Origin of the sequence: Rhodococcus yunnanensis NBRC 103083 (genome assembly GCF_001895005.1) — a bacterium.
GTDB classification, from domain to species: Bacteria; Actinomycetota; Actinomycetes; order Mycobacteriales; family Mycobacteriaceae; genus Rhodococcoides; species Rhodococcoides yunnanense.
Window position 1 is genome coordinate 78464 of record NZ_BCXH01000016.1, and the last position, 21520, is coordinate 99983.

The 21520-nt window shown below is 64.5% G+C and carries 20 protein-coding genes; 10 read left to right on the top strand and 10 right to left on the bottom strand.

Features of this window, described 5'->3' with window-relative positions; translation table 11 throughout:
• Positions 1-15: 15 nt before the first annotated feature.
• The 4 genes from RY1_RS22230 to RY1_RS22245 are packed head-to-tail and all read right to left on the bottom strand — an operon-like array spanning position 16 to position 4574.
• Positions 16-1236, bottom strand: coding sequence for a lipase family protein (locus RY1_RS22230; RefSeq protein ID WP_072806223.1), 1221 nt, complete (start codon positions 1234-1236; stop codon positions 16-18).
• Positions 1233-1925 carry a YveK family protein gene (locus RY1_RS22235; RefSeq protein ID WP_072806224.1) on the bottom strand — a complete coding sequence of 231 codons (693 nt, stop codon included), beginning with the start codon at positions 1923-1925 and terminating at the stop codon, positions 1233-1235. Before RY1_RS22235 ends, RY1_RS22230 begins: the two co-directional genes overlap by 4 nt.
• Positions 1922-3172 carry a lipase family protein gene (locus RY1_RS22240; RefSeq protein ID WP_084727724.1) on the bottom strand — a complete coding sequence of 417 codons (1251 nt, stop codon included), beginning with the start codon at positions 3170-3172 and terminating at the stop codon, positions 1922-1924. The genes RY1_RS22235 and RY1_RS22240 overlap by 4 nt, the downstream gene beginning before the upstream one ends.
• 4 nt (positions 3173-3176) lie before the next feature.
• Positions 3177-4574 (bottom strand): tyrosine-protein kinase domain-containing protein, encoded by a 1398-nt coding sequence (locus RY1_RS22245; protein ID WP_084727726.1) that lies wholly within the window; start codon positions 4572-4574, stop codon positions 3177-3179.
• 110 nt (positions 4575-4684) lie between these two features.
• Here RY1_RS22245 and RY1_RS22250 point away from each other — a divergent pair, with 110 nt between their 5' ends.
• The 10 genes from RY1_RS22250 (at position 4685) to RY1_RS22295 (ending at position 16361) form a co-directional block, all read left to right on the top strand.
• Positions 4685-6088 (top strand): O-antigen ligase family protein, encoded by a 1404-nt coding sequence (locus tag RY1_RS22250; RefSeq protein WP_072806225.1) that lies wholly within the window; start codon positions 4685-4687, stop codon positions 6086-6088.
• Positions 6089-6203: 115 nt separating this feature from the next.
• Positions 6204-7745, top strand: coding sequence for a cellulase family glycosylhydrolase (locus tag RY1_RS22255; protein WP_072806226.1), 1542 nt, complete (start codon positions 6204-6206; stop codon positions 7743-7745).
• A gap of 532 nt (positions 7746-8277) precedes the next feature.
• Complete coding sequence (locus tag RY1_RS22260; RefSeq protein WP_245819863.1) at positions 8278-9423, top strand: glycosyltransferase; 1146 nt, start codon at positions 8278-8280, stop codon at positions 9421-9423.
• Positions 9420-10415: a GDP-mannose 4,6-dehydratase gene (locus RY1_RS22265; protein WP_072806227.1), complete on the top strand. Its 996-nt coding sequence runs from the start codon at positions 9420-9422 to the stop codon at positions 10413-10415. Before RY1_RS22260 ends, RY1_RS22265 begins: the two co-directional genes overlap by 4 nt.
• Positions 10412-11368, top strand: a complete 957-nt coding sequence (locus RY1_RS22270) for a GDP-mannose 4,6-dehydratase (protein ID WP_072806228.1) — start codon at positions 10412-10414, stop codon at positions 11366-11368. The genes RY1_RS22265 and RY1_RS22270 overlap by 4 nt, the downstream gene beginning before the upstream one ends.
• Positions 11365-11979: an acyltransferase gene (locus tag RY1_RS22275; RefSeq protein WP_072806229.1), complete on the top strand. Its 615-nt coding sequence runs from the start codon at positions 11365-11367 to the stop codon at positions 11977-11979. The genes RY1_RS22270 and RY1_RS22275 overlap by 4 nt, the downstream gene beginning before the upstream one ends.
• Positions 11980-12002: 23 nt before the next feature.
• Positions 12003-13070, top strand: coding sequence for a glycosyltransferase (locus RY1_RS22280; RefSeq protein WP_245819865.1), 1068 nt, complete (start codon positions 12003-12005; stop codon positions 13068-13070).
• Complete coding sequence (locus RY1_RS22285; RefSeq protein WP_245819866.1) at positions 13058-14212, top strand: lipopolysaccharide biosynthesis protein; 1155 nt, start codon at positions 13058-13060, stop codon at positions 14210-14212. The genes RY1_RS22280 and RY1_RS22285 overlap by 13 nt, the downstream gene beginning before the upstream one ends.
• Positions 14209-15339, top strand: coding sequence for a glycosyltransferase (locus RY1_RS22290; RefSeq protein WP_072806230.1), 1131 nt, complete (start codon positions 14209-14211; stop codon positions 15337-15339). The genes RY1_RS22285 and RY1_RS22290 overlap by 4 nt, the downstream gene beginning before the upstream one ends.
• Entirely contained in the window at positions 15336-16361 is a 1026-nt protein-coding gene (locus RY1_RS22295) for an alpha-amylase family protein (protein WP_072806231.1), read from the top strand. The genes RY1_RS22290 and RY1_RS22295 overlap by 4 nt, the downstream gene beginning before the upstream one ends.
• Here RY1_RS22295 and RY1_RS22300 read toward each other — a convergent pair.
• From RY1_RS22300 to RY1_RS22325, 6 genes are all read right to left on the bottom strand, one after another.
• On the bottom strand, positions 16321-17079 hold the full coding sequence (locus RY1_RS22300; protein WP_072806232.1) for a TspO/MBR family protein: 759 nt from the start codon (positions 17077-17079) through the stop codon (positions 16321-16323). The two genes, RY1_RS22295 and RY1_RS22300, sit on opposite strands and share 41 nt — an antisense overlap.
• Before the next feature lie 165 nt (positions 17080-17244).
• Complete coding sequence (locus RY1_RS22305) at positions 17245-18891, bottom strand: signal peptidase I (RefSeq protein WP_072806233.1); 1647 nt, start codon at positions 18889-18891, stop codon at positions 17245-17247.
• Positions 18884-19435, bottom strand: a complete 552-nt coding sequence (locus RY1_RS22310; RefSeq protein ID WP_084727728.1) for a SipW-dependent-type signal peptide-containing protein — start codon at positions 19433-19435, stop codon at positions 18884-18886. Before RY1_RS22310 ends, RY1_RS22305 begins: the two co-directional genes overlap by 8 nt.
• Positions 19436-19440: 5 nt before the next feature.
• Positions 19441-20004 carry a signal peptidase I gene (locus tag RY1_RS22315; protein WP_072806235.1) on the bottom strand — a complete coding sequence of 188 codons (564 nt, stop codon included), beginning with the start codon at positions 20002-20004 and terminating at the stop codon, positions 19441-19443.
• On the bottom strand, positions 20001-20582 hold the full coding sequence (locus RY1_RS22320) for a hypothetical protein (protein ID WP_139279950.1): 582 nt from the start codon (positions 20580-20582) through the stop codon (positions 20001-20003). The genes RY1_RS22315 and RY1_RS22320 overlap by 4 nt, the downstream gene beginning before the upstream one ends.
• 25 nt (positions 20583-20607) lie before the next feature.
• Entirely contained in the window at positions 20608-21153 is a 546-nt protein-coding gene (locus RY1_RS22325; RefSeq protein ID WP_072806237.1) for an alternate-type signal peptide domain-containing protein, read from the bottom strand.
• Between the last annotated feature and the right edge of the window lie 367 nt (positions 21154-21520).

The window sequence follows — 21520 nt, forward strand, 5'->3', positions numbered from 1 at the left end:
GTGGGCGCCTTACGGTTACGGTTGCGGAGGAGCTGGGCAATAGCTGATCGCTGGGGCGCCGTCGAAGCGCTCCTCGATCCACGGGAACGCGGCGGCGCCATCGACGTCCGCGTGGCCTGCATCGGGCTGCAGTACCGACTGGATGGACTCGCCGGATTCACATCCCGCGGCGATCGCGCGGTCGGTCCACGCCTGTGAGATCAGCGAATCCCGGCCGCCGTAGATCACCAACATCGGGGCCGAAGCAGGAGCTGTCGGAAGGCTCATCTCGCGGAGATACGCTTCGAGAGCTCGGGTCGCCTCGGGCGTCGACGGCCGAAGGTCGTCGTTGTCGATCTGCGCCGCCAGTGCCGTGCGATCGGCGGCACGCGGTCCACCGCACGCCGACAACTCGTCCCAGCGGTCCTTGACGACACCTCGCCGGTAGTCGTCCAGATCGATCTCCTGATGAGACTTCGCGAGCCCCACCAGTATCCACTGCAGCAGCGGCTTCTGGTCGGTCGTCAAGGTACCGTCGGCAGCAGCCTGCGCGAGGCCGCTGATGTCGGCCGCAGGAACGAGGGAGACCGAACCCACGATCTGCAGTCCGGCGCCGTACGTGCTCGCGAGTTCGTTAGCAGCCCAGGATGCCTGGCCGCCCTGTGAGCCACCGAAGGCCAGCCACCGATCGGATGTGCCCGGCACCAACCTCTTCGCGGCTCGCACCGAATCGATCAGATTGTTCGCAGCGGTTCTCGCATCCAGGTACGGATGATAGGTCGCGTCGAGACCGAGCCCTTGATAGTCGGATACGGCCACCACGTACCCCGCACGCACGAGCGCGGCGACGATCTGCGAACTGCCGAGCAGTTCCGGGTCGGTCGACGGCGCACAGTCCGGCAGAACTCCCGTTGTCCCGTGGCCGTATGCGATCACCGGCCAGCCGCCATCGGGGGCTTTGCCCTCGGGAGCGAAGACCGCTCCGGATACCTGGGTCGGTGAGCCGTCCACGCCCGACGTCGACGAATACACCACATGTGCTGCGATGGAGGAGATACTGCTGATCCGGCGATCGATCGTCAGGAGTTCTTCGGCGCGCACGAGCGAACCGGATCCGTGCTCGGTGTAGTCGGCAGGAACGATACCCCCGAGTGCAGCGGAATCGGTTGATACCAACTCGGTTTCGCTCCCGCACCCGGCGAGCAGCAGGACTACGGCCGCCGCACACGCGGCGCTCACGCGTCGTAGATGTTTCATCGTCGATCTCCCCCTGACCGCCCCGCGGCTGCCCTCCCGGTGATGTACTCGGCTTGGTCGCGATACTGGATCGTGTCCCGCCGAACTCCGTACACGACAACGAGCACACAGCTCACCACAAAACCCATTCCTCCGCCGAGTAACAGGTTATCGGTCTGTTTCGGAGTGCTCGGTGAGCCCGGCACCACCGCTGGATCGACGAGCGTCACCGTCGACACCGGGCCGTCCGAGCCGAGATCGATCTCCTCGATCACCTGAATCAGATTGGTGGCCAGTGCGTTCGCGATATCGCGTGCCGTATCACCGGTGTCGGCGGTGACCGCGACCTCGATCGACGCAGAGCCTGGCGTCGGCAGGACGAGTACGTCCTTCTTCAGTTCCTCCGGTTCCATCGACAGGTGCAGTTGGACGATCGTGCGCCTGAGCACCTGTTCACTCGTCGTCAACTCGGCGTAACTCTCCACCCGGGCGAGGGAGCTTCGGTTGCCGTCGAGCGCGGCACGCGGCGACGACGGGCCGGGCGCCGAGACGAACACCATGGATGTAGCCGTATACGTCGGTGCGACAAACACAGTGGCGAGCCAGGCACCCCCGAGGGCGAGCAGCGTCGCCGCGAGTACGAGCGCCCACGAATCGCGGATCATTCGTCCGTAGTCCTTCAGCCGAGGCACTCCTGCGGGCGAGATCATCCGTTCTGCTCGCACGTGTTCACCGGTCGTTGGCCGGCGAACCTCGCCGTGACCCACGGCACCGAGAAGCTGCTGTCCAGATTGCCGTGGCCCTCGCCTCGATGTAGCTCGTATTCGACGACATCTCCCGAATCGCAGGCACGCTTCAGGGCTTTCTCGGTCCAGGATTCGAGGATCAGATCGTCCGTCGAGCCGTACATGACCAACAGCGGAGACGTCGACTTCTGCTGCGGCAGCGCCATCTCGGTGAGCCAACCGCGCAGAGCGTCCGTCGCGTCCGCATCGATCGGCTTCAGGTCCGACGGCTGCAGCCGTGCAACCAGTTCCGGCACCTCGTCCGACTCCGGAGGAATGCACGCCATGAAATCGTCCCACCTGTCCTTGGCCAGACCCGACCGATAGTGGTCCAGATTCATCTCCGGGTGCGTGATCGCCAGGCCGTGCAGCGCATACATCAGCAGCGGATACTGCGCGCGCGTCAATGTGCCCGCCGCCGCCGAGTCCGCGAGCCCCGCCATATCCGATACCGGCACGATCGCCGCGGTACCGACGAGCTCCATGCCGCCCCCGTACTCCGCATTGCGGTCGCTCGCCGCCCACGCCGCCATTCCGCCGAGGGACACCCCGTAGGCGGCCCACCGGACACTGAGCGTCGGAATCAAATTGCGGGCCGCCCTGACGGCGTCGATCATGTTGTAGCCGAATGTCTTCGAGTCCAGATACGGATGATAACTGCCGTCGACACCGAGACCCTGGTAGTCCGTGATCGCGACCGCGTAGCCGTTCAGCACCAGAGCCGCGACGATCGGTGCGCTGCCGAGCAGATTCGCATACTTCGAGGGGCCACAGTTGCTCAGCACACCCGTCGTGCCGTGACCGTACGAGACCACCGGCCAGCCACCGCTCGGTGCACGACCGCCAGGGACGACGACGGTCCCCGATACCTCGGTGCTGCCGCCGTCGATGCCCGACGTCGAGCGGTACACCACACGCGTCGCACGCGCACCGAGTTCGGTTATGTCGTCGGCGATCTCGTCCAGCGGTTCGAACGACAACAGAGAACCGGGCCCGGTATCGGTCATGTTCGGCGGCGGTATCGGCTCGGGCGTCGCAGGCGCAGCGGTCACCGGTGTGGTGTCCGCACCGGGGGGAAGGACGATCCGCTGGTCCTGAGCGCACGACATCGTCAGCGGCAGGACGACGAGCGTGATCGCCGCGAGGAGGATCGGTCGTGTCGGCCGCACCATCGCCTCAGCGCCCGCTGGAGGACGACGCCGAGACCTCGCGGTCCGCGGCGGCTGCACCGCTCGTCGTGTCGGCGCCCGCGGTCCTGGCGCGCGCCGACCGCCCGCCGCGCGTGGTCTCGAATGTCGTCACCACGCCGAGCACGCTGCCGCCGACACCGCCCAGTACCTTCACCGCGCGACGCAGCGTCTCACGCGAGGTTCGGCCGATACGCGCCAGCACCAGGCCGCCGTCGGCGAGTGCCGTCAGGATCGCACCGTCGGTGACGTCGAGAAGGGGTGGGGTGTCGATCAGGACGTATCGATAGTCTCCGCGCAAGGATTCCAGAAGAATCTGGGCGCGATCCGAGCCGAGCAGTTCACTCGGGTTCGGCGGGATCGGGCCCGCCGGAAGTACCGCGACACCGTCGAGAACATCGCGGTGGATCGCCTCCTCTAGTCGGTGCTCGCCGGACAGGACGGTGCTGAGCCCGCGGGTCTGTCCGATTCCGAGTCGCTCACCGAGGTCCGGGGACCGCATGTCGCCGCCGACGAGAAGGACCTTGTGTCCGGCCTCTGCCATCACCGCCGCGAGATCGATCGCAGTCGACGTTCGCCCCTCACCCGCGCCACCACTCGTCACCGTGATGACACGAGGAGGAGAACCGCCGCCGAGGAAGCGGATGTTGGTGCGCAGCGCGCGCAGCGGTTCGCCCATCCGCGCGAACGTTGCGACGGGATGTCGCGGGCGCTCCGCATCGGCAGGCAGACCACCGAGAACGGTTCGGTCCGAGATGTCCTCCGCGCGTGACCGATCGCGAATCGACCGATCCATGAGCCCGCGGCCGAGTGCGACGAGAAGCCCGAGAATCAGACCGGCAGCGCCGCCGAGTACGAGGAGAGTGACCAGACCGGTCCCGACCGGACCGGTCGGAACGTCCGCCTGATCGACGATGGTCGCACCGGCGGCCGGGCTGCCTCCGCGCTGTGAGGTCTCGAGTTCCTGGACGACCTGAGTCAGCTGGCCGGCCACGGCATTGGTGAGCGCACCGGCAACGTCCGGATCCGAATCGGTGCCGCACACATCGAGCAGCACCGTCTTCTCGATGGGCGTCGCGGTGATCCTCGCGCGCAGATCCTCGGCCGACATCGGCTGCTGCAACTGATCGACGGCGCGCTGCGCGACCTGGATGCTGGTGGCGAGTCCGGCGTACGAGCTCACGCGCTCTTGGGAGAACAAGTTGTTCTGGTACGCCTCACCGACCGAACTGCCACCCTCGGTGGTGACGAACAGACGGGCGCATGCCTGATACCGATCCGTCGACACGAGCGAATACGCGAATCCGCCGACGATGCCGAGCACGGTCAGCGACGCGACGATCCACCACCCTGCACGCAGAATCCGCCCGTATTCTCGAATCTCCACGAAATACTCCTATCGGATTACCCGGTTCGCCAGAAAGAATAGAGCGCTCGGCTGAATTCAGCAGTACGTACATGTTGCGGGAGAACGAAAGCGTGACAACATCACTGCCCATGAGCATCTCGAAGCGCGTCGACGCGGCGGTGATCGTCGTCGTTCCTTTAATTGTTTCGTTTTTGATCATTATCGGAGGAGCTCCCGCGAAATTGGGAGCCTTCGCCCTCGTCGGACTGGTGGTCGGAGCTTACATCGGCCTGCGGCACCCCGCGTATCTGACTCGCGCTCTTGCATTTTCACTGGGCGCTCTGCCGTTCGGTTACGTACCGGGTGTACACGCGCCCCTGGTCTTCACCTTGGGATTTGCGGTCGTACTCGCGGCGTTGATCCACCGCACGGGCGTGAGTCGAATCACATACGGCGAAATGGCCGTCATCGCATTGATCATCACCTCCGCGCTGTCCGTCGTCGCAACAAGTAGTGCAACAGTGGATTACAGTGAGTTCGGCAAATGGCTCGTGTCGACACTCGTCGTCGTCGCTCTACTTCGTCTGCCTCGCGGCGAACTCGAATTGTTCGGCAAGATCTACGTCTACTCGGCGTCGGCTGCTGCCGCGTTCGCCGTCGCCATTCTTCTCGCGGACCCCGAGGGCAAATCGATCGGATATCTCTCCCCCTTCGGATACGGCGGCGAAGCAGAGAGCGGCCGGTTCGTCTACGCGGGCGAGACCACAACACTTCGCCTCGCCGGCACGTTCATCGACCCCAACGCTGCAGGTATCGGCTTGTTCGTCGCGCTGATGCTGTGCGTCCTACTGATACGCGGGACAACCCGATGGGTGCTGTCGGCGTTGCTTTTCGGGGCGATAGTGCTGACGTTGTCGCGGGCAGCGTTGTTCTCGGTCGTCTTCGGCATCTGCCTCATGCTGGCGTTTCACACCATGCGGACGAAGGATCGCCTCATCATCGTCGGGGGATTCGTCCTCGCGTTCATCGGTGCCCTGTGCGTGCCCACCGTGCGCAACCGGGTGTTCTCCTCGTTCGGCAGTGGCGACGCCGGTTCCAGCGCGCGCGGCGACGCGCTCGTCGATTTCCCGGGCCACATGGCCGGTCATTGGCTGTTCGGCCTCGGCTGGGGCCGGGCGGAATTCAAGGATCCCGGGCATGCTTTCGCGGTGAACTACGTCGCCAACGCGCCGCTTCTCTCGGTGTATCGCGGCGGCATTCTCGCCGGACTCGCGTTCGTCGCCGTGCTCGTCGCCGGGGCGATCATCGGCTACCGCTGCCTCCGGTCGAACAAGTGGGAACACGGATTCATCGGCGGCGGATTCATCGGATTCTCCGTCGTCGCATTGCAGCTGGATTTTCCGGTCGTCACCATTCCGGCCACCACGATGGCATTTTCGGTGCTTCTCGTATTTCTTGTCCTCGCGTGGGAAAAGGCATCCGATAACCTACCCATCGACCGAAGTACCATTCGATGGAAGGCGTCGGGCTTGGAACCGATGAAACACGCCTGACCTGCAGTTTCAATTCAACAGACCACATGGTGTGAATTTTTACAAAGCCACTCGACAGTGCAATGATTCCGAAAGTCGGGTTCGACGCGAACCCCATTGCCGGAAAGACGCGCCGATGAAAAGAATGCGATTGCGTTCGGTGATATCCGCCGTCTCGGTGGCCATTGTCACCGCGGCCGTGGCAGTCGCGGTGACGTCCTATGTGGTGTCAGGAACCGGGGTGTCCGAAACCGGGGTTCCCGAAACGCAACCGGTCGGGCAAGCGGAGGCCGCCGTCCCACAAGGGACCGTCGGGGTCTCGGACAGCGGAGCACTGCTGTGGTCGACCGACGCGGAACTCGATACCACCCTGACGGTGCTGAAGGCCGCGGGAATCACCTCCCTGCGTATCTCCATCCCCTGGCCCACCGTCGAACTCTCGCAGAACCGACTCGACTGGACAGCAGTCGACCGCGTCGTCGGCGCTGTCGCAGCGCGCGGAATCTCGATGCTCGGAATCATCGCGTACACACCGCCCTGGGCCACGTCACCGCCAGGAGGACCGATCAGCACCAGGCCCGCCTCGCCCGCGCTGTTCGGCCAGTTCGCCGGCAAGGTCGCCGCCCGATACAAGGGCCGGATCGCAGCGTACGAGATCTGGAACGAGCCCAACGGAGCCTTCTTCTACGGACCTGCGCCCGACGCGGCCGGGTACACGGCCCTGTTGACGTCGGCGTACCCGGCCATCAAGGCGGCGGATTCGGCGGCGACGGTCATCGGCGGCGTCCTCGGTGCCGTCGTCGACATGCCCGGCGTGCAGAACCCCGTCACGTTCACCAGGCAGATGTACGCGGCCGGAGCAGCGGGGAAGTTCGACGCATTGTCGTTCCACCCGTATCAGTACTCGCTGAAGTTCGCCGACGGTGTCTACGTCGACGACTCCCCTGCACGCCAGATCATGGATATCCGCGCAGCCATGGTCGCAGCCGGTGACGGCGCGAAGAAAATATGGGCCACCGAGTACGGCGTCCCCACATCCGTGGTCTCCGAGGCGCAGCAGAACGACATGATCACCCACCTGATCACCAAGTGGCAGGAACTGCCGTTCGCCGGTCCGATCTACCTGTATCAGCTCCGTGACCAGCAGACCGGAAGCGCCGATCCCGAAATGACCTTCGGGCTGATGCGCACAGATTGGAGTGCCAAGCCCGCCCTGTGGGGCGTCATGTCGCTCCTGGCGAACCACATTCCGAGAACACCGGAGTACACCCGGTTCACCGCGGTTCCCGCCGTGTTCGGCGCTGCCACGAGCCCGGTCTTTCCGATCCGCACTCGGTGGGCCCAGATCCGCGAGTACGCCACCGTCTACGAGATGCCGAGCGGATTCATCGCCGCACCGCCCGCGGTGGCGAACGCCGTCCGCTACACCGGATTCCTACCCACCACCGGATTCGCCAACGGCTACCAGGACTTCGACAGCCCGTTCGGCCTGCGCGTGTTCTCCACGGACATCGGCGGAACACGCCTCATCGGAGGCGGCATCATCGCAGCATGGGACCCGACCCTCGGCCCGGCGACGAGCGACGAAATTCCACTTCCCGGCGGCGGCGTCCGCGTCACCTTTCAGTACGGGACGATCACCTGGCGGCCTGGTACCGGTGCAGTCGTCGTGCGCTGACCGATAACGCGAACATCCAGGGGACGCGAACATCCAGCGCGCGAATGATCAGGGGCGCGAATATTCAGGGGCGCTGACTGATCCAATTCTGAACCACATTTCCGCTTTCACTTGAATTCGACATCACTGCTGTCGACCGATTCGATGCCGGCCGAATTCATTATTAGTTTCCGAAAGATCGAGTTCCGGACAATACCGAGGACCGCGCTTCACCGAACATTCATCGACCCTGTGAACCACCTCACTTAGAGCTACCATTTCCAGGCCGGAACGTATAGATATATACGACGAACGAATGACGCAATGGACACCGCGTCTGCAGTTTTCATCGAGGTCGGGGGGCCTGCAGTGAGCTCGATAATACAACGCACAACGACGTAGCGAAATCGAACGACATCATGCACACGCAATCTCGACCACCGGATCTCCTGTGCACAGTTCGACACGATGGGTAACCGATGAACACATATTTCGTTGTGCCACAGCTCTATTCAATTCGTCCTGGTTCGACGCGCAGCAGGCGAGTCGACCTGTGAGCGAGCGGTCCGGACGCCCGATACGCGTGGCGATAGCGCACGACTACCTGACCCAGCGGGGTGGCGCCGAGAAAGTGGTGCTGGCGATGGCTCGTGCGTTCCCCGGTAGCCCGATCCACACCACTCTCTACGAACCGACGACGACCTTTCCCGAATTCGCCGATCTCGACATCAGACCGTCGCGGCTCAACCGTGTCGGTTTCCTACGAAGGAACCATCGACTGGCGCTGCCGCTCCTGCCGTTCGCGGCACGCTCGATCACGATCGACGCCGACGTCGTCGTGACGAGCACCAGCGGTTGGGCACACGGATTCCGCACCTCTGGAAGCAAACTCGTGTACTGCTACTCGCCTGCCCGCTGGTTGTACGCCTCGCAGATGTACCTCGGCGAGTCGAGCAGTGCAGTCAAGCGCGCGGCACTCGCGGTGCTCGCGCGGCCACTGCGTCGGTGGGATCGACGGGCAGCGGCGACCGCCGGCCGCTATCTGGCGATCTCGACGGTGATACAGAAGCGCATCACCGACGCATACGGCATCGACTCCACCGTTGTGCCTGCGCCGTTCACCGTGGAGACCGCGCCGATCCACCCCATCGCCGCCGCCGAGAAATGGGTCGACGGCACATCCTTCTACCTGTGTATCTCGCGGTTGCTTCCGTACAAGAACGTCGACAAGGTGATGGGCGCGTTCGCCGGGACCGATCGCAAGCTCATCGTCGTCGGACGCGGCCCGGAAGCGGAACGTCTGCGAAAGATGCAGTCGGACAACATCCTCATGCTCAGCGATCTCAGCACCGGTGAGATGAGGTGGCTCTACACCCGGTGTGACGCCGTCGTCACCGCCAGTTACGAGGACTACGGACTGACTCCGATCGAGGCCGCCTATCACGGTAAGCCGAGTGCCGTCCTTCGCTGGGGCGGATTCCTCGACACCGTCGAAGAGGGGGTGTCGGGAGTCTTTTTCGACGAACCGACCCCCGAATCCATCGCGGTCGCGCTCGCCACGCTCGAACGAACGACGTGGGAGCCGTCGAAGATTCAGGCTCACGTGGAGCAGTACAGCGAAGAACGCTTCGCCGCCGAACTGATCGCCGCAGTCACCGACATCCACGAACGAACAACCGAGAGGAAACTGTCGCGATGACCAAGAGGGCACTGATCACCGGAATCACCGGACAAGATGGTCTCTATCTCGCCGAACTGCTACTCCGTAAGGGATACAAGGTGTTCGGTCTGCTTCGTGGACAGAACAATCCGAAGGCATCGATGCTCGACCGAGTTCTCCCGCAGGTCGAGGTTCTGACGGGCGACCTACTCGATCTGTCCAGCCTCATGCGGGCATTCGCCGTCGCCGATCCGGACGAGGTGTACAACCTCGGCGCGGTCTCGTTCGTCGCATACTCGTGGGAGAACGCCCGCCTCACCACCGACGTCACCGGCGGCGGTGTACTGAACATGCTCGAGTCGACACGCCTGTACCAGAACGTCGCAGGCAAACAGGTCCGCTTCTACCAGGCCTCCAGCTCCGAGATGTTCGGCAAGGTCCAGGAAGTTCCGCAGCGCGAGGAGACGTTGCTGTGGCCACGGTCGCCGTACGGTGTCGCCAAGGTGTACGGCCACTACATGACCATCAACTACCGCGAATCGTACGATATGCATGCCAGCTCGGGCATTCTGTTCAACCATGAATCACCCAGACGTGGAGTCGAATTCGTGACGCGCAAGGTGACCCGATCGGTCGCTCGTATCGCGTTGGGGATGCAGAGCGAGATCTCGCTCGGCAACCTCGACGCCAAACGCGACTGGGGTTTCGCCGGTGACTACGTCGAAGCGATGTACCTGATGCTGCAGCAGGACCAGGCGGACGACTACGTGATCTCCACCGGCGAAACACACTCCATTCGTGAGCTTCTCGATCACGCGTTCGCCGCGGTCGGCATCACCGACTGGTCCGAGTACGTCAAGATCGACCCACGCTTCTTCCGTCCCGCCGAAGTCGATCTACTGGTGGGTGATTCGGCGAAGGCACAGGCCCAGCTGGGCTGGAAGCCGAAAGTTGCCTTCGCCGAACTGGTCACGATGATGGTGCAGAACGATCTGGCCGAGCAATCTCCCGATGCGATAAAAATCGCGTGACGACGGCACTGATCACCGGCATCGGAGGGCAGGACGGCACCTACCTGTCCGAGTTGCTCGTCGATCTCGGGTGGGCTGTGCACGGGGTCGAACGCCCTGGTTCGACCCACGTCACCGACACACAGATCACGCGGCACATCATCGACCTCGGCGAACCGGACGCCGCGATATCCCTCATCGAGGCCACCGACCCGGACTACGTCTTCCATCTGGCAGGCATCTCGTCGGTGTGGCGGTCCTGGAACGAGCCTGTTCTCACCACCCGGGTCAACGGCGTCTCGGCGGCATCGCTTCTCGACGCCTGTTTCACGCACCAGGAGGCGTCGGGCAAGCGCGTGATGGTGATCAACGCCTCCAGCGCCGAGATCTTCGCCGGTTCGGGAGAGCGCAGGCAGGACGAGCACACCCGTATCGCTCCGACGTCGCCGTACGGCGCATCGAAGGCGCTGAGCCACACCATGGTCCAGGTCTACCGCGCACGCGGACTCGAAGCCACCAATGCGATTCTGTTCAACCACGAATCGCCGCGTCGGCCGGACACCTTCGTCACCCGCAAGATCACCAAGGCCGCCGTCGCGATAGCACGCGGCACGCAGAGCACACTCGAACTCGGCAGCCTGACGGTCGAGCGCGACTGGGGCTGGGCACCGGACTACGTCGCCGCGATGCTCGCAATGGCACGGCACGGCACGGGCGACGACTTCGTCGTCGCCACCGGGCAGGCACACAGTGTGGCGAACTTCGTCGAAGCGGCGATGTCGGCCGTCGGCATCGCCGACTGGCGAAGCTACGTACGAGGTGATCCCGACATGTTCAGACCTGCAGACTCTGCCTCGATGATCGGTGACGCGTCCAAAGCGCACGACGTATTGGGATGGAAGCCGACCAAGACTTTTTCCGAGATCGTCAGCGCGATGGTCGAATTCGACATGACCGAGGAGATGGCAGCATGACAGCGGTGGAGAATCAACCCGACGCACAAGCGCATGTCCATCACGTATCGGACTACAAGATGCAGGACATCACGCTGGCTCGCAAGATCCGCAACAGGGTCGGCACGCTCGCCTTCAACATGGTGGTCACCTACATCCCGTCCCATGCGATACGGCAGTACTTCCTGCGGGCGTTCGGTGCGAAGATCGGCAAGGACACCTCGATCTTTCGCGGCACGACCATCCTCGACATCGAGAATCTCGTCATCGGTGAGGCCTGCTCGATCGGATTCCGCTGCATGTTCGATGCGCGCGGCGGAATCACGATCGGCGACAACGTCGTCATCGCCAGCGACACCCACATCATCGGCGGATACCACGATCACAACGACCCGACCTTCAAACCCATCCTCGAACCGACCTACATCGGCGACTACGTGTGGATCGCCAGTCGCTGCACGGTATTGAGCGGATCGGTCATCGGCCGCGGGGCCGTCGTCGGAGGCTGCTCCATGGTCCGCGGCACCGTGAACGAACTCGAAGTCGTCGCCGGAACACCTGCCAAGGTACGCAGCATGCGAAACCCCGATGCGTTGCAGTACCGCCCCAAGTACCGTCCGCTCTTCTACTGACCGACCGAAGGGAACCGCACCAGGTGATCCTGAGCGACCACAGACTCGTCCACGTCGCGCCGCACTCCGGCGTCGGCGGCGTCGGTGACTACGCAGACGACTTCGCGGCTGCGGTGAGGCCCTACTTCGCGGAGGTCGTCGAGTACCGCCACGATGGGCCTGGCCACGATTCGGTGCGCGACATCGCTCGCCACCGCACAGCACTCGCGCACCTCGTCGAGAACAGCCCTGGCCCGGTCGTCGTGCACTTCGAGTTCAGCGGCGGGTCGGTCGTGCCGTTCTGGGCGAGCTGGAGACTGCGCGGAAATCCACTCGTGACGGCGACCGTCCACGATCCTCCCGGTCTGGTCTGGTGGCCTGCCCGCACCAGGTTCCTCGCCGGGCAGAAGGTACTGAACCACGGCCTGCACTATCCACTGCGCTCGCTGTGGCGACGGCTCGAACGACATGTGGCAGGCGACAGAACGCTTTTCGCGCTCACACGGGCAGGAGCCGACTCGCTCGCACACGCATACCCCGGTGCGACGGCCACGGCGTCGACGCTGTTCGTTCCCACTCGCCCCGACCTCGTGCCCGCAGAGGAACGCCCGCCGGCGGTCGGGTTGTTCGGATTGGTCTATCGCGGCAAGGGCTTCGAGCAGATCGAGCGGCTCCGCGACCGTCTTCCGCGCGACATCGCGATCCGTGTCGCCGGGCGCGGCACCGAGCAGCTGCCGTCGGTCGACGGCGTCGAGATCGTCGGTGAGGTCAACGGCGCCGACGAGGACGCGTTCTTCGCCTCGATCCGAGCACTCGTCGTCCCGTACGGCAAACGCACCGTCTACGGCGACGCCTTCCCCGCGTCGTCCGTGGTGACCCGTGCCATCGCGTACCAGACTCCCGTCGTCTGCCTGAAATATGGCGCCCTCGCGGAATCCGACGGCGGCGCAGTGGTCGTGGACGGCGGTATCGACGAGGTCGCCGTCGCGGTCGCGGCTCTGGTGACCGACGACGTCGCACTCGGGAAGCTACGCCGCGAGGTCGAGGCTCTGCGCGCGGCCAACACCCCGGAACTGGTCGTCGACGATTTTCTGTCGGTGTGGTCACGGTGAACGCCAACCTGTTCAAGGCCGGCGTCGCTGCCCTGTGGACGTACGGTGGCCGCGGGATCGGTCTGCTGTGGACGGTCGCACTGATCGCCCGGCTCGGGATCGGCGACTACGGGCACTACGCAATGGCTTTCGCACTGGCCGCCATCATCGCAGCGCCACTCGATCATCCTTTCACCGTGCGGTCCGTCCGCGTCGACGAGGACGCATACACCGGCGAGCGGACCACACGCGTCATCGCAGGACTCGCCCTGATTCTCCTCGGTGTGTGCCTGATCGACGTCAACTACATCGCGTGGTTCGCGCTGGTCGTCGCGGGCGGCGAAATAAGTTTCAACGCGTACAAGTCGAGAGCGCTTCGCGACGGCCATCCCGACATCACCCAGCGCTTGGACACCGCGCGGCAGGCGTCGAGCATCGCACTTGCCACCGCATACCTGTTCGTCGCCCAGGATCCGACGCTGCTCGCGGCCAGTGCGCTGTACGCGGCGCCGTACCTCGTCGTGGTGGCCGCGGCGATCGTACAGACGCGAGCCGCACGGCCACGTGTCCCCGGATCACTGCGTGAGATGTCGATGCTGTTCTCGGAGAATCTCGCCAACGCCGTCTACATCCAGGGCGATGTACTGCTGCTCGGATACCTGACCGACAGCACCGTCGCCGGTTACTACTCGGTGGCCTCGGTGACCGCATGGGCGGTGGCGTTCATCGGCCAGTCGTTCGGGCACACGTTCCACGAGGATCTGCGCCTGGCTGGTGGACGCGTCACCGCCGGTCCGGCACTGCGCAGCACGGCCGCTCTCGCCTCGGCCGCGGGCTCCCTGTTGCTGATCGCAGGTCTGGTCCTGTTCCTCACTCCGGCACCGGACCAGGTCGCCGGCGCGATGGTGATCATGTCGTTGTTCGTCGTGATGCGGGTGATGAACCACGTCTTCACCACCGTCCTCTACCTTCAGCATCGCGACCGCACGCGCGTGCTCGCCGCGGCCACACTCGCACCGCTGAAGATGGTGTCGGTTCTGGTGCTGTTCCCGCTCGGCGCGATAGGGGCCGCGATCGCCTCGGTCGTGACCGACGCGGTACTACTCGTGTGGTTCCGCCGAGCCCTCTACACGCAACCCGCCGAGGACGAGGTGTCGCCATGAGGCGCGCGACATTCCTTCTGTCGAAGGATCCCACCACCGAGCACGGCGGCGATATCGCGTTGTCGCGCTTGATGATGCAGCTCGCCCGCGAGGCGTTCGAGGTGCGGTCGCTGTGCTTGTCGAAGGAATCCGCCCCGTCGCCGCACCCCGACGTCACGCGGGTCGCCAAACCCGGCGTCGATACCTCGTTGCTGCTGAAATCCCTGCGCCCCAACCGAAGTATCGTGCACGGTCGCTACGACGTCGATGCCTTCCGCACGGCCATCGAACAGTCGGAATCGGATGTGTATGTGGCAGAGCACAGTTACATGGCCGAACCCTTTCTACGCTCACGCAAGTTCGGGTCTCCGTTCGTCGTCAACACCGTCAACACCGAATCACAGGTATGGAAGGTGACCAGGGGCCTCGCCGGGCGAATCGAAGCGCCCCGCATTCTGCGCGACGAGATCCGTGTAGCGCGGGCCGCCGACGCGATCGGCACCTACGACGCGGACGAAGCAGACATGTACCGCAGCAAAGGAGTTCACGATGCTCGGTGGATCGATCTCACTCTCGAACCCGCCCCGCGGTTGAACCTGACCGAGACTGCTCGCAGGCTCGTGTTCATGGGAACCCGCGACTGGCCACCGAACCAGGAGGCATTCCAGATCGCCCTCGAGTACTGGCCTCGCATCGCCTCGGGCATCGAGGGCGCGGAACTATGCATCATCGGCGCCAAGGCAAGCGGTACAACCGATCCCGTGTATCCTGCCGGTGTGCGCGACCTCGGATTCGTCGACGACCTACAGGAGTTCCTCGGAACCTGTCGTGCACTGATCGCGCCCGTGGCCACCGGCGGCGGTGTCCGCGTCAAGATCCTCGACGCAGCAAGCAAAGGCCTTCCCGTCGTGGGGACGTCGGCCGCCGTCGGTTCGCTCGGAACCATCTTCGAACTCCCCACCTTCGACCACCCCGAGCAGTTCGTCGCCGAATGCCGCCGCTATCTGCTCGACCGTGACGCAGCCGTGAATGCAGGCCGACGACTCCACGACCTCAATCTCGCGCGCTGGGAGGATCGACTCCCGCACACGAGTGTGGAATCACTGATCAGCGCACCACTACCCGGCAACTTAGGATCAACGACATGAGACTTCTCCGTGTGATCACCATGGCTGTCGCAGCCACCGTCGCACTCGGGTTCTCCGCGCCCGCCGCACAGGCGGCACCGCCGTCGGGACTCGGTTTCAGCAGTGGGGCGCCGTTCGTTCTGCTCGACGACGCCACACTGAACAACGAACTCGGTGCGGGCCGTGAGGTCGGTGCATCGTGGGTGCGGGTGGTCGTGAACTGGGCGTCCATCGAAGTCGCGCCCGGTGTGTTCGACTGGGGCAACGTCGATCGCGTCGTGAACGCCGCACGTGGGCAGGGCTATTCGGTGCTCGCAGTGTTGGCAGGGACCCCACTGTGGGCGCAGGGTCCCATTCCGACTCTGCTGCCCGGCGCTGTTCCCGTCGACCCCAACACCTACGGCACGTTCGCAGGCGCGGCGGCGGCGCACCTCGGTGGGCGCGTGGACTCGTACGAGGTGTGGAACGAGCCCAACATCCCGGCTTTCTTCGCGCCGGTCGACGCGTCCCGATACGTCGGCCTGCTGCGCGCGGCCTATCCGGCGATCCACGCCGCCGATCCCGGCGCGACCGTCCTCAGCGCAGGCCTGGCCACCACCATCGACACCGGCGGGTGGACCGTCGCACCCGTGACGTTCCTGCAGCAGATGTACGCGTCGGGCGCGGGCGGGTTCATGGATGCAGTCGCGTTGCATCCCTACACATTCCCGTTCACCGTCGAGAACGATCCCAACGGCCAGTGGGCTCAGGTCGATCAGGCGTACGGCACCATGGCGGCCAACGGCGACGGCGGCAAGAAGGTATGGATCACCGAATTCGGTGCACCCACCGGCAACGGCCCCATGGCGGTGTCGGAGGAAGCACAGGCGTCGATCATCGGAAGCAACCTGGCGCAGGCGTCACGGCTGCCGTACATCGGTCCGGTGTTCGTGCACTCGTTACGCGACGCGGGCACCGACACCCTCGATTCCGAACAGAACTACGGACTGCTGCGCAGCGACTTCAGCCGGAAACCATCGTTCTTTGCGGTGCAGGGCTCCTGACCACTGCCGTGTAGACACCGACGACGAGCGCAGCGGCGACGGCCGTCCATCCGACCGCTGCGCTGAGAAGGTCACCTGCCAGACGCCCCTGGGCGATCCACATCAACCCCCACACGATGCCGATCGCGGGCGCAACGGCGCCTCGCGAGTAAGCAGCCACTCCGACACCGACGACCGCTGCACCCGCTGTCGCGGCCACTGCCCACGCCGTCGCACCGAAGGTGACGCCGAGTGCGACGAGCCATGCGGTGGCGTTGGCGATCGTGGCCACACACACCCAGCCGAGGTAGAGCCCCATCGTGCCGTCGGTGATCAGCGCATCGAGGCGACTCTCCGGTGGTGTGGCCTGAGTCGATACGAAGATCCTGACCAGGACGACGAGCAGGACGGCGATGATCGGCACGCTCAGCCACAGCAATCCGAGTTGGATCGACAGGATCCAGGCAGCGTTCAGGAGCATCGACAGCGCGATCGGCCCTCGGAGTGCATCGTGCCTCGGTCCCCCGAAGAATTGGAGGATCGCGTACGCCAGGAACCCGATGTAGATCGCGGTCCATATCGAAAAAGCCGGGCCCGACGGGGCCACCAGGGTCGCGGTTGCGCTCAACGCGCCGTCCGCAGCCTCCGCGACCGGCGTGCCCACCCACGCTCCCGAACCGACGAACGATCCGATCACCGCCACAATCGCGCTGATCAACACCCCGACCTGCCGTGTCATCCTCGTCTCACCTCTCGTGGCACAGGGGTCCGAAGCCCCGACGCATCGCCCGGATTCCCGAACCGGGGCAATCGCAAACCACTCCATCACAAAACGGGCGACGCGGCTCTTTCTGTTCCGGCCGTCGGATCACGAACATATTCGCCCGGGAATCAGACGCGGGAATCAGAGAAGTGCGGCCACGTCCGCCGGCAGTTCGGACCGATCGATCCGGCTCGATACCGCAGTTCCATCACCCACCGGGGCGATCTGCATCACCGACCCCGCGGACAGCACGTACAGATTCCCATCCGACGACCACACGGCCCCGGACCCGTAGCGCTCGCTGACAGACGCTGCGGCCTCGTACACCGAGGATCCATCGGCGTCGGTGATGGTCAGCGATCCGCCGTCGATACTCGCCGTGTACCGCCCCGAGGTCTTCGGATTCCCCGGCGAGACGAAAGCATCCGCGGGCGGGGGCGCCGGGGTGGCCGAGACGGTCGGCACTACCGGCTCGGGCAGCGCTTCGGGGGTCGGGGCTTCGGGGGTCGGGGCTTCAGAGGTCACGGCTTCAAGGGTCACGGCTTCAGGGGTCAGGGCTTCGGGGGCTGGAGATTCGGGTGGTACGGACTCGGTGGTCACAGATGTGGGCACCGACTTCGGCACGGCTGTCGTCGGCGGCGCCGAACTCGGCACGGCCTCGGTACCGGATGTTGCAGCGCCGCTGGGTGTTGCTGCAGTACTGGGAGTTGCAGCGCCGCTGGGAGTTGGAGCAGTACTGGGGGTTGCAGCAGTACTGCTCGCAGGGTCGGTGGAGGTTGCGCCCGGTGCCTGCGCCGATCGCGCGGCCGGTGCGGCGGCAGAAGTCACGGTGCCCGCGTTCTTGCAGATGTACAGCACCGTGCTCAGGGCGACGACGGTCTGGACCAAGAATTGAGCGGAGAGGAAGTTGCTGAACTTGGTCTGCAGCGTGACCCTGATGTCGCCGTAGATGAAGAGGCTCGTCAGCCCCGGGGGGAGCCGGTACGTAGTCGTGGCCGTCCCCGACGACGGAAAGTCGATGGTCGTCGGATTGGCTCCGACAGGAGGAGTGAACACCAACCGGTACGCCGTTGCCCTGGCGACGTTCGGCCAGCTGAGATCGACACCTCCGAACGGGTTTGCGCACGTGAACGACGCAGGGCGCGCCAGCGAGACCGGCGTGATCGACGCCTGGGCCGTCGCGACGTCCAGCGGCGCCGCCTGCGTGTCCGTCGAATGCGAGAATCCGGCGCCGACCACCGTGGACACGATGACGACCCCCGCTACGGACGTGAGCACCGCATGCCTGCCCGACGGCTCGCGGAGGCGTCGTAGATCCGGTGCGAATGCGATCCACAGCAGCCACGCGGCCAGCGCGCCGCCGACGATCCACGCGACCGGCGTGCTCAGCCATGCCACGAAGTAGCCGACGTACGGCACGGCGAAGAACACGCGCTCGGCGTCGACGACGACGTACGGCTCCGGATCGACCGCGGCGTTCGCGTCGCCTTTGAGGCTCAGGACAACGGAATTGCCGGTGACTTCTCCGATGGAATCGACTCGGTGCGTGATGCGCGAGCCGTCGGACCGCTCGACACTGACGACGTCGCCGACGGCCACGTCGGTCGCGGGAACGGTGCGCGACATCGCGACCGATCCGGTCGGAATGCTCGGCTGCATCGATCCCGACGTGAACACCAGTGGCGTGATCCCGAAGACGACGGCGGCGAGCCCCACCAGAATGCACACGGTCCCGAGGACGGCACCGATCGTCAGCGCGAGCTCTCGCAGGAATTTCGCGTCACGCATCGGCGTCGAACCTCAGCAGTGCGGTACCCGTCTGCCCTTGAACGGTGGTCGGCGCTTCGGGGGACAGCGTGACGAGAACACACAGCGGGACAGCGCCGGATGGAGCGAGAGGTCCTGTCCTCGATCCGATCGCTGCGTCGGCCGCCGTGAGGTTCACAGCGGGCAGAACCAGTGTGCCGCCGTTGCACGCCGTACCGGTCGATGTAGCTCCCGTGTACACCGACAGGGTCAGACCGGTGGAGAACGCGCCGCTGCCTTTGGCGAACATCGCGTAGTAGAGCGGGATGTTGCCTGCGTTCTGCACCTGAACTATCGCCGAAACACGCTCCCCTGGATACAGAGCGGTTCCGGACACCAAAGCCAAAGGCGTCGGGTTCGCCTCGACACCGGAAAGTTTCACGTTGAACAATCCTGTGGTGAAGGTGCCCGACGTCGCCGTCGCCGTCTGCGACCATGCAGCAAGGGTGCCCACGGCGCCGAGTCCGAGCACCATGCCCAGAGACAGCAACGCACGCAATCGGGTGCTGCAGAGCACGTTCCGCACGCGCCTCACGATCGACGCCGCGAACGCTCGATACCTGCCCCGACGAACTGAAACAGCGCATAGAGCACCAGCACGCCCACGAGAGCCCCCACCACGAGGGTGCGGCGGTCACCGGTGAGCCAGTTGTTCACGTACCCGAGGTACGGAATGCTGTACCACACAGCACCTCTGATCTGCCCGGCCTGCACGTAGTTCGGGTCGGCGACCGAGTTGTTGTCGCCCTGTGTGGTGTAGACCGTGGAGCCGTCGGCCTCGATCGATGTCGCGATGATCCGGTGCGTGATCACATCCGGCTTCCCGGATTCGATCTGGTAGGTCACCGCCTGGCCGATGGCGAGGTCCGCGTCGTCGATCGGTTTGGTGACGATCAGCGTTCCAGGCGGATACGTCGGCTCCATCGACGACGTCAACACCGTGTAGGGCATCGCACCTGCGATCTTCGGAACCACCACGGCAGCAAGGAGTATCGCAACGACGATCATCAACGCCAGCAATGACCCGATTCTCGATATCCACCATCCGAAGCCAGTGGTCTCGTCGGTCTCGGCCGGTTCGGTATGTGTACTCATGCTCTCGGCGCCTGCTTCGCAAGAAAGGAGAAGACGTGCGTGTAGGTCGACACGACGGCCGGAGCCGTCGTCAATGTCGATCGCACGCACAGTATTTGGGTTCCACCGGGTTCGAGCCGGGTTGTTGCGCCGCTCAGCGCGGCCGGGGTCCCCGACGTCACATCCACCGAGAACGCTGCGGCTCCCGACGGGGTGCCAGAGTCGGGACATGCCGCTTGCGAGGCGACGACCGTGCCATCGAGATGCACTGTGACGGCCGCGCCCGACTGCAACTGCACTCCGATGGCCGAGACCTGAACCGTCATGGGTGTCGTGCCGGAATTCTCCAGTACCAACGGCTTCTGGACGAATTGGTTCCGTAGGAGCGGAGATGTCGACCGCAGATTCGCGAACACGTAGCTCGACGACTTGGGGTCGCTTCCACTACGAGCGGTGAGCGAGAAGCTGCCCGCAGTCACCGTCCCGCCAGGGGCTGTGGTCTGGGACCGCCACAGCGCGCCGGTGGACTGCACCGATCCGAAGATCAACGCGGCCACCGCCGCTCCTGCGACAGCGCACCACAGCCACTTGGTGCTCATGGCAGACCGATTCACTCGACCAAGATCACGAACGAGTTTGCGTCAGATCGATCTTGAAGTTGGTCAAACCCACCGAGCCCAGCTGTCCATCGAGACCGGTTGTGGTGGAGAGGAATTCGAGGCGAACCTTCACTGCAACGACCTTTCCGTTGTCGGTGCTGGTAATGGCGTTGTTCGCGATATCGTCGGTTCCGACCTTCGAACTAACGGTGACCGGCGTGTCCGCAGCCGTGATCCCGGTACGAACGATGGAGTCCTGGGCGGCGGAAATGGTGGCCGTCAGGTTGTTTCCGGAAGCCGCGATGGTGTAGCTGGCATCGTATTCGAGGATGTCGCCGGGCACCATCTTGAAGGCGGCGATGTTCGCGATCGGCCCGGGCGCAACACTGCCCACGGTCGAGATCTCGGTCCAGGTACCGGTATTGACCGGTACAAGTTTCAACTCACCCGCGGTGACGGTGCCACCGGGAGCAGTCTGACTGTCACTCCACAGCGCGTAGGAACCCGCTCCACCCAAGAGAAGTACGCCTGCGGCGGCGGCAGCAATTGCGCCTTTGGTTGCCTTGTTCATAACCGGTCTCCGTTGCATAGAGATGCCCGTTGTGTGGGCATGAAGGGTGCCTACCTGTCCGTGCCGGACAAGGGCTTCGAAAACTCGCGTCGCCGGGGTTTTCGACGACGCGGTAACTCAGCCAACATGTCGCTACCCCAGCAAGCCCCGTTACGCCCTCATTACGCCTGCACCGGCGCCGCTGCGGTAAACGTCCATGCCCGTGCCACGGTAGAGCACCGAACGCAGAATCGGCGTGTTACGCGATTATTGTTGCAAGACAGTGGAATACGAAAATAACGATAGCTCTCCCTCGGGCGGAAGTTTCGCCGAGTGGATGGTAGCCGCGGCCGATAGCATCTGCGGCGGTATTGTTTCGTGTGACAAA

Excerpts from the sequence above, each read along its gene's own strand:
- RY1_RS22230 (WP_072806223.1), bottom strand. The coding sequence starts at position 1,236 with ATGAAACATCTACGACGCGTGAGCGCCGCGTGTGCGGCGGCCGTAGTC.
- RY1_RS22235 (WP_072806224.1), bottom strand. The coding sequence starts at position 1,925 with ATGATCTCGCCCGCAGGAGTGCCTCGGCTGAAGGACTACGGACGAATG.
- RY1_RS22240 (WP_084727724.1), bottom strand. The coding sequence starts at position 3,172 with ATGGTGCGGCCGACACGACCGATCCTCCTCGCGGCGATCACGCTCGTC.
- RY1_RS22250 (WP_072806225.1), top strand. The coding sequence starts at position 4,685 with ATGAGCATCTCGAAGCGCGTCGACGCGGCGGTGATCGTCGTCGTTCCT.
- RY1_RS22255 (WP_072806226.1), top strand. The coding sequence starts at position 6,204 with ATGAAAAGAATGCGATTGCGTTCGGTGATATCCGCCGTCTCGGTGGCC.
- RY1_RS22265 (WP_072806227.1), top strand. The coding sequence starts at position 9,420 with ATGACCAAGAGGGCACTGATCACCGGAATCACCGGACAAGATGGTCTC.
- RY1_RS22275 (WP_072806229.1), top strand. The coding sequence starts at position 11,365 with ATGACAGCGGTGGAGAATCAACCCGACGCACAAGCGCATGTCCATCAC.
- RY1_RS22290 (WP_072806230.1), top strand. The coding sequence starts at position 14,209 with ATGAGGCGCGCGACATTCCTTCTGTCGAAGGATCCCACCACCGAGCAC.
- RY1_RS22295 (WP_072806231.1), top strand. The coding sequence starts at position 15,336 with ATGAGACTTCTCCGTGTGATCACCATGGCTGTCGCAGCCACCGTCGCA.
- RY1_RS22300 (WP_072806232.1), bottom strand. The coding sequence starts at position 17,079 with ATGACACGGCAGGTCGGGGTGTTGATCAGCGCGATTGTGGCGGTGATC.
- RY1_RS22305 (WP_072806233.1), bottom strand. The coding sequence starts at position 18,891 with ATGCGTGACGCGAAATTCCTGCGAGAGCTCGCGCTGACGATCGGTGCC.
- RY1_RS22315 (WP_072806235.1), bottom strand. The coding sequence starts at position 20,004 with ATGAGTACACATACCGAACCGGCCGAGACCGACGAGACCACTGGCTTC.
- RY1_RS22320 (WP_139279950.1), bottom strand. The coding sequence starts at position 20,582 with ATGAGCACCAAGTGGCTGTGGTGCGCTGTCGCAGGAGCGGCGGTGGCC.
- RY1_RS22325 (WP_072806237.1), bottom strand. The coding sequence starts at position 21,153 with ATGAACAAGGCAACCAAAGGCGCAATTGCTGCCGCCGCCGCAGGCGTA.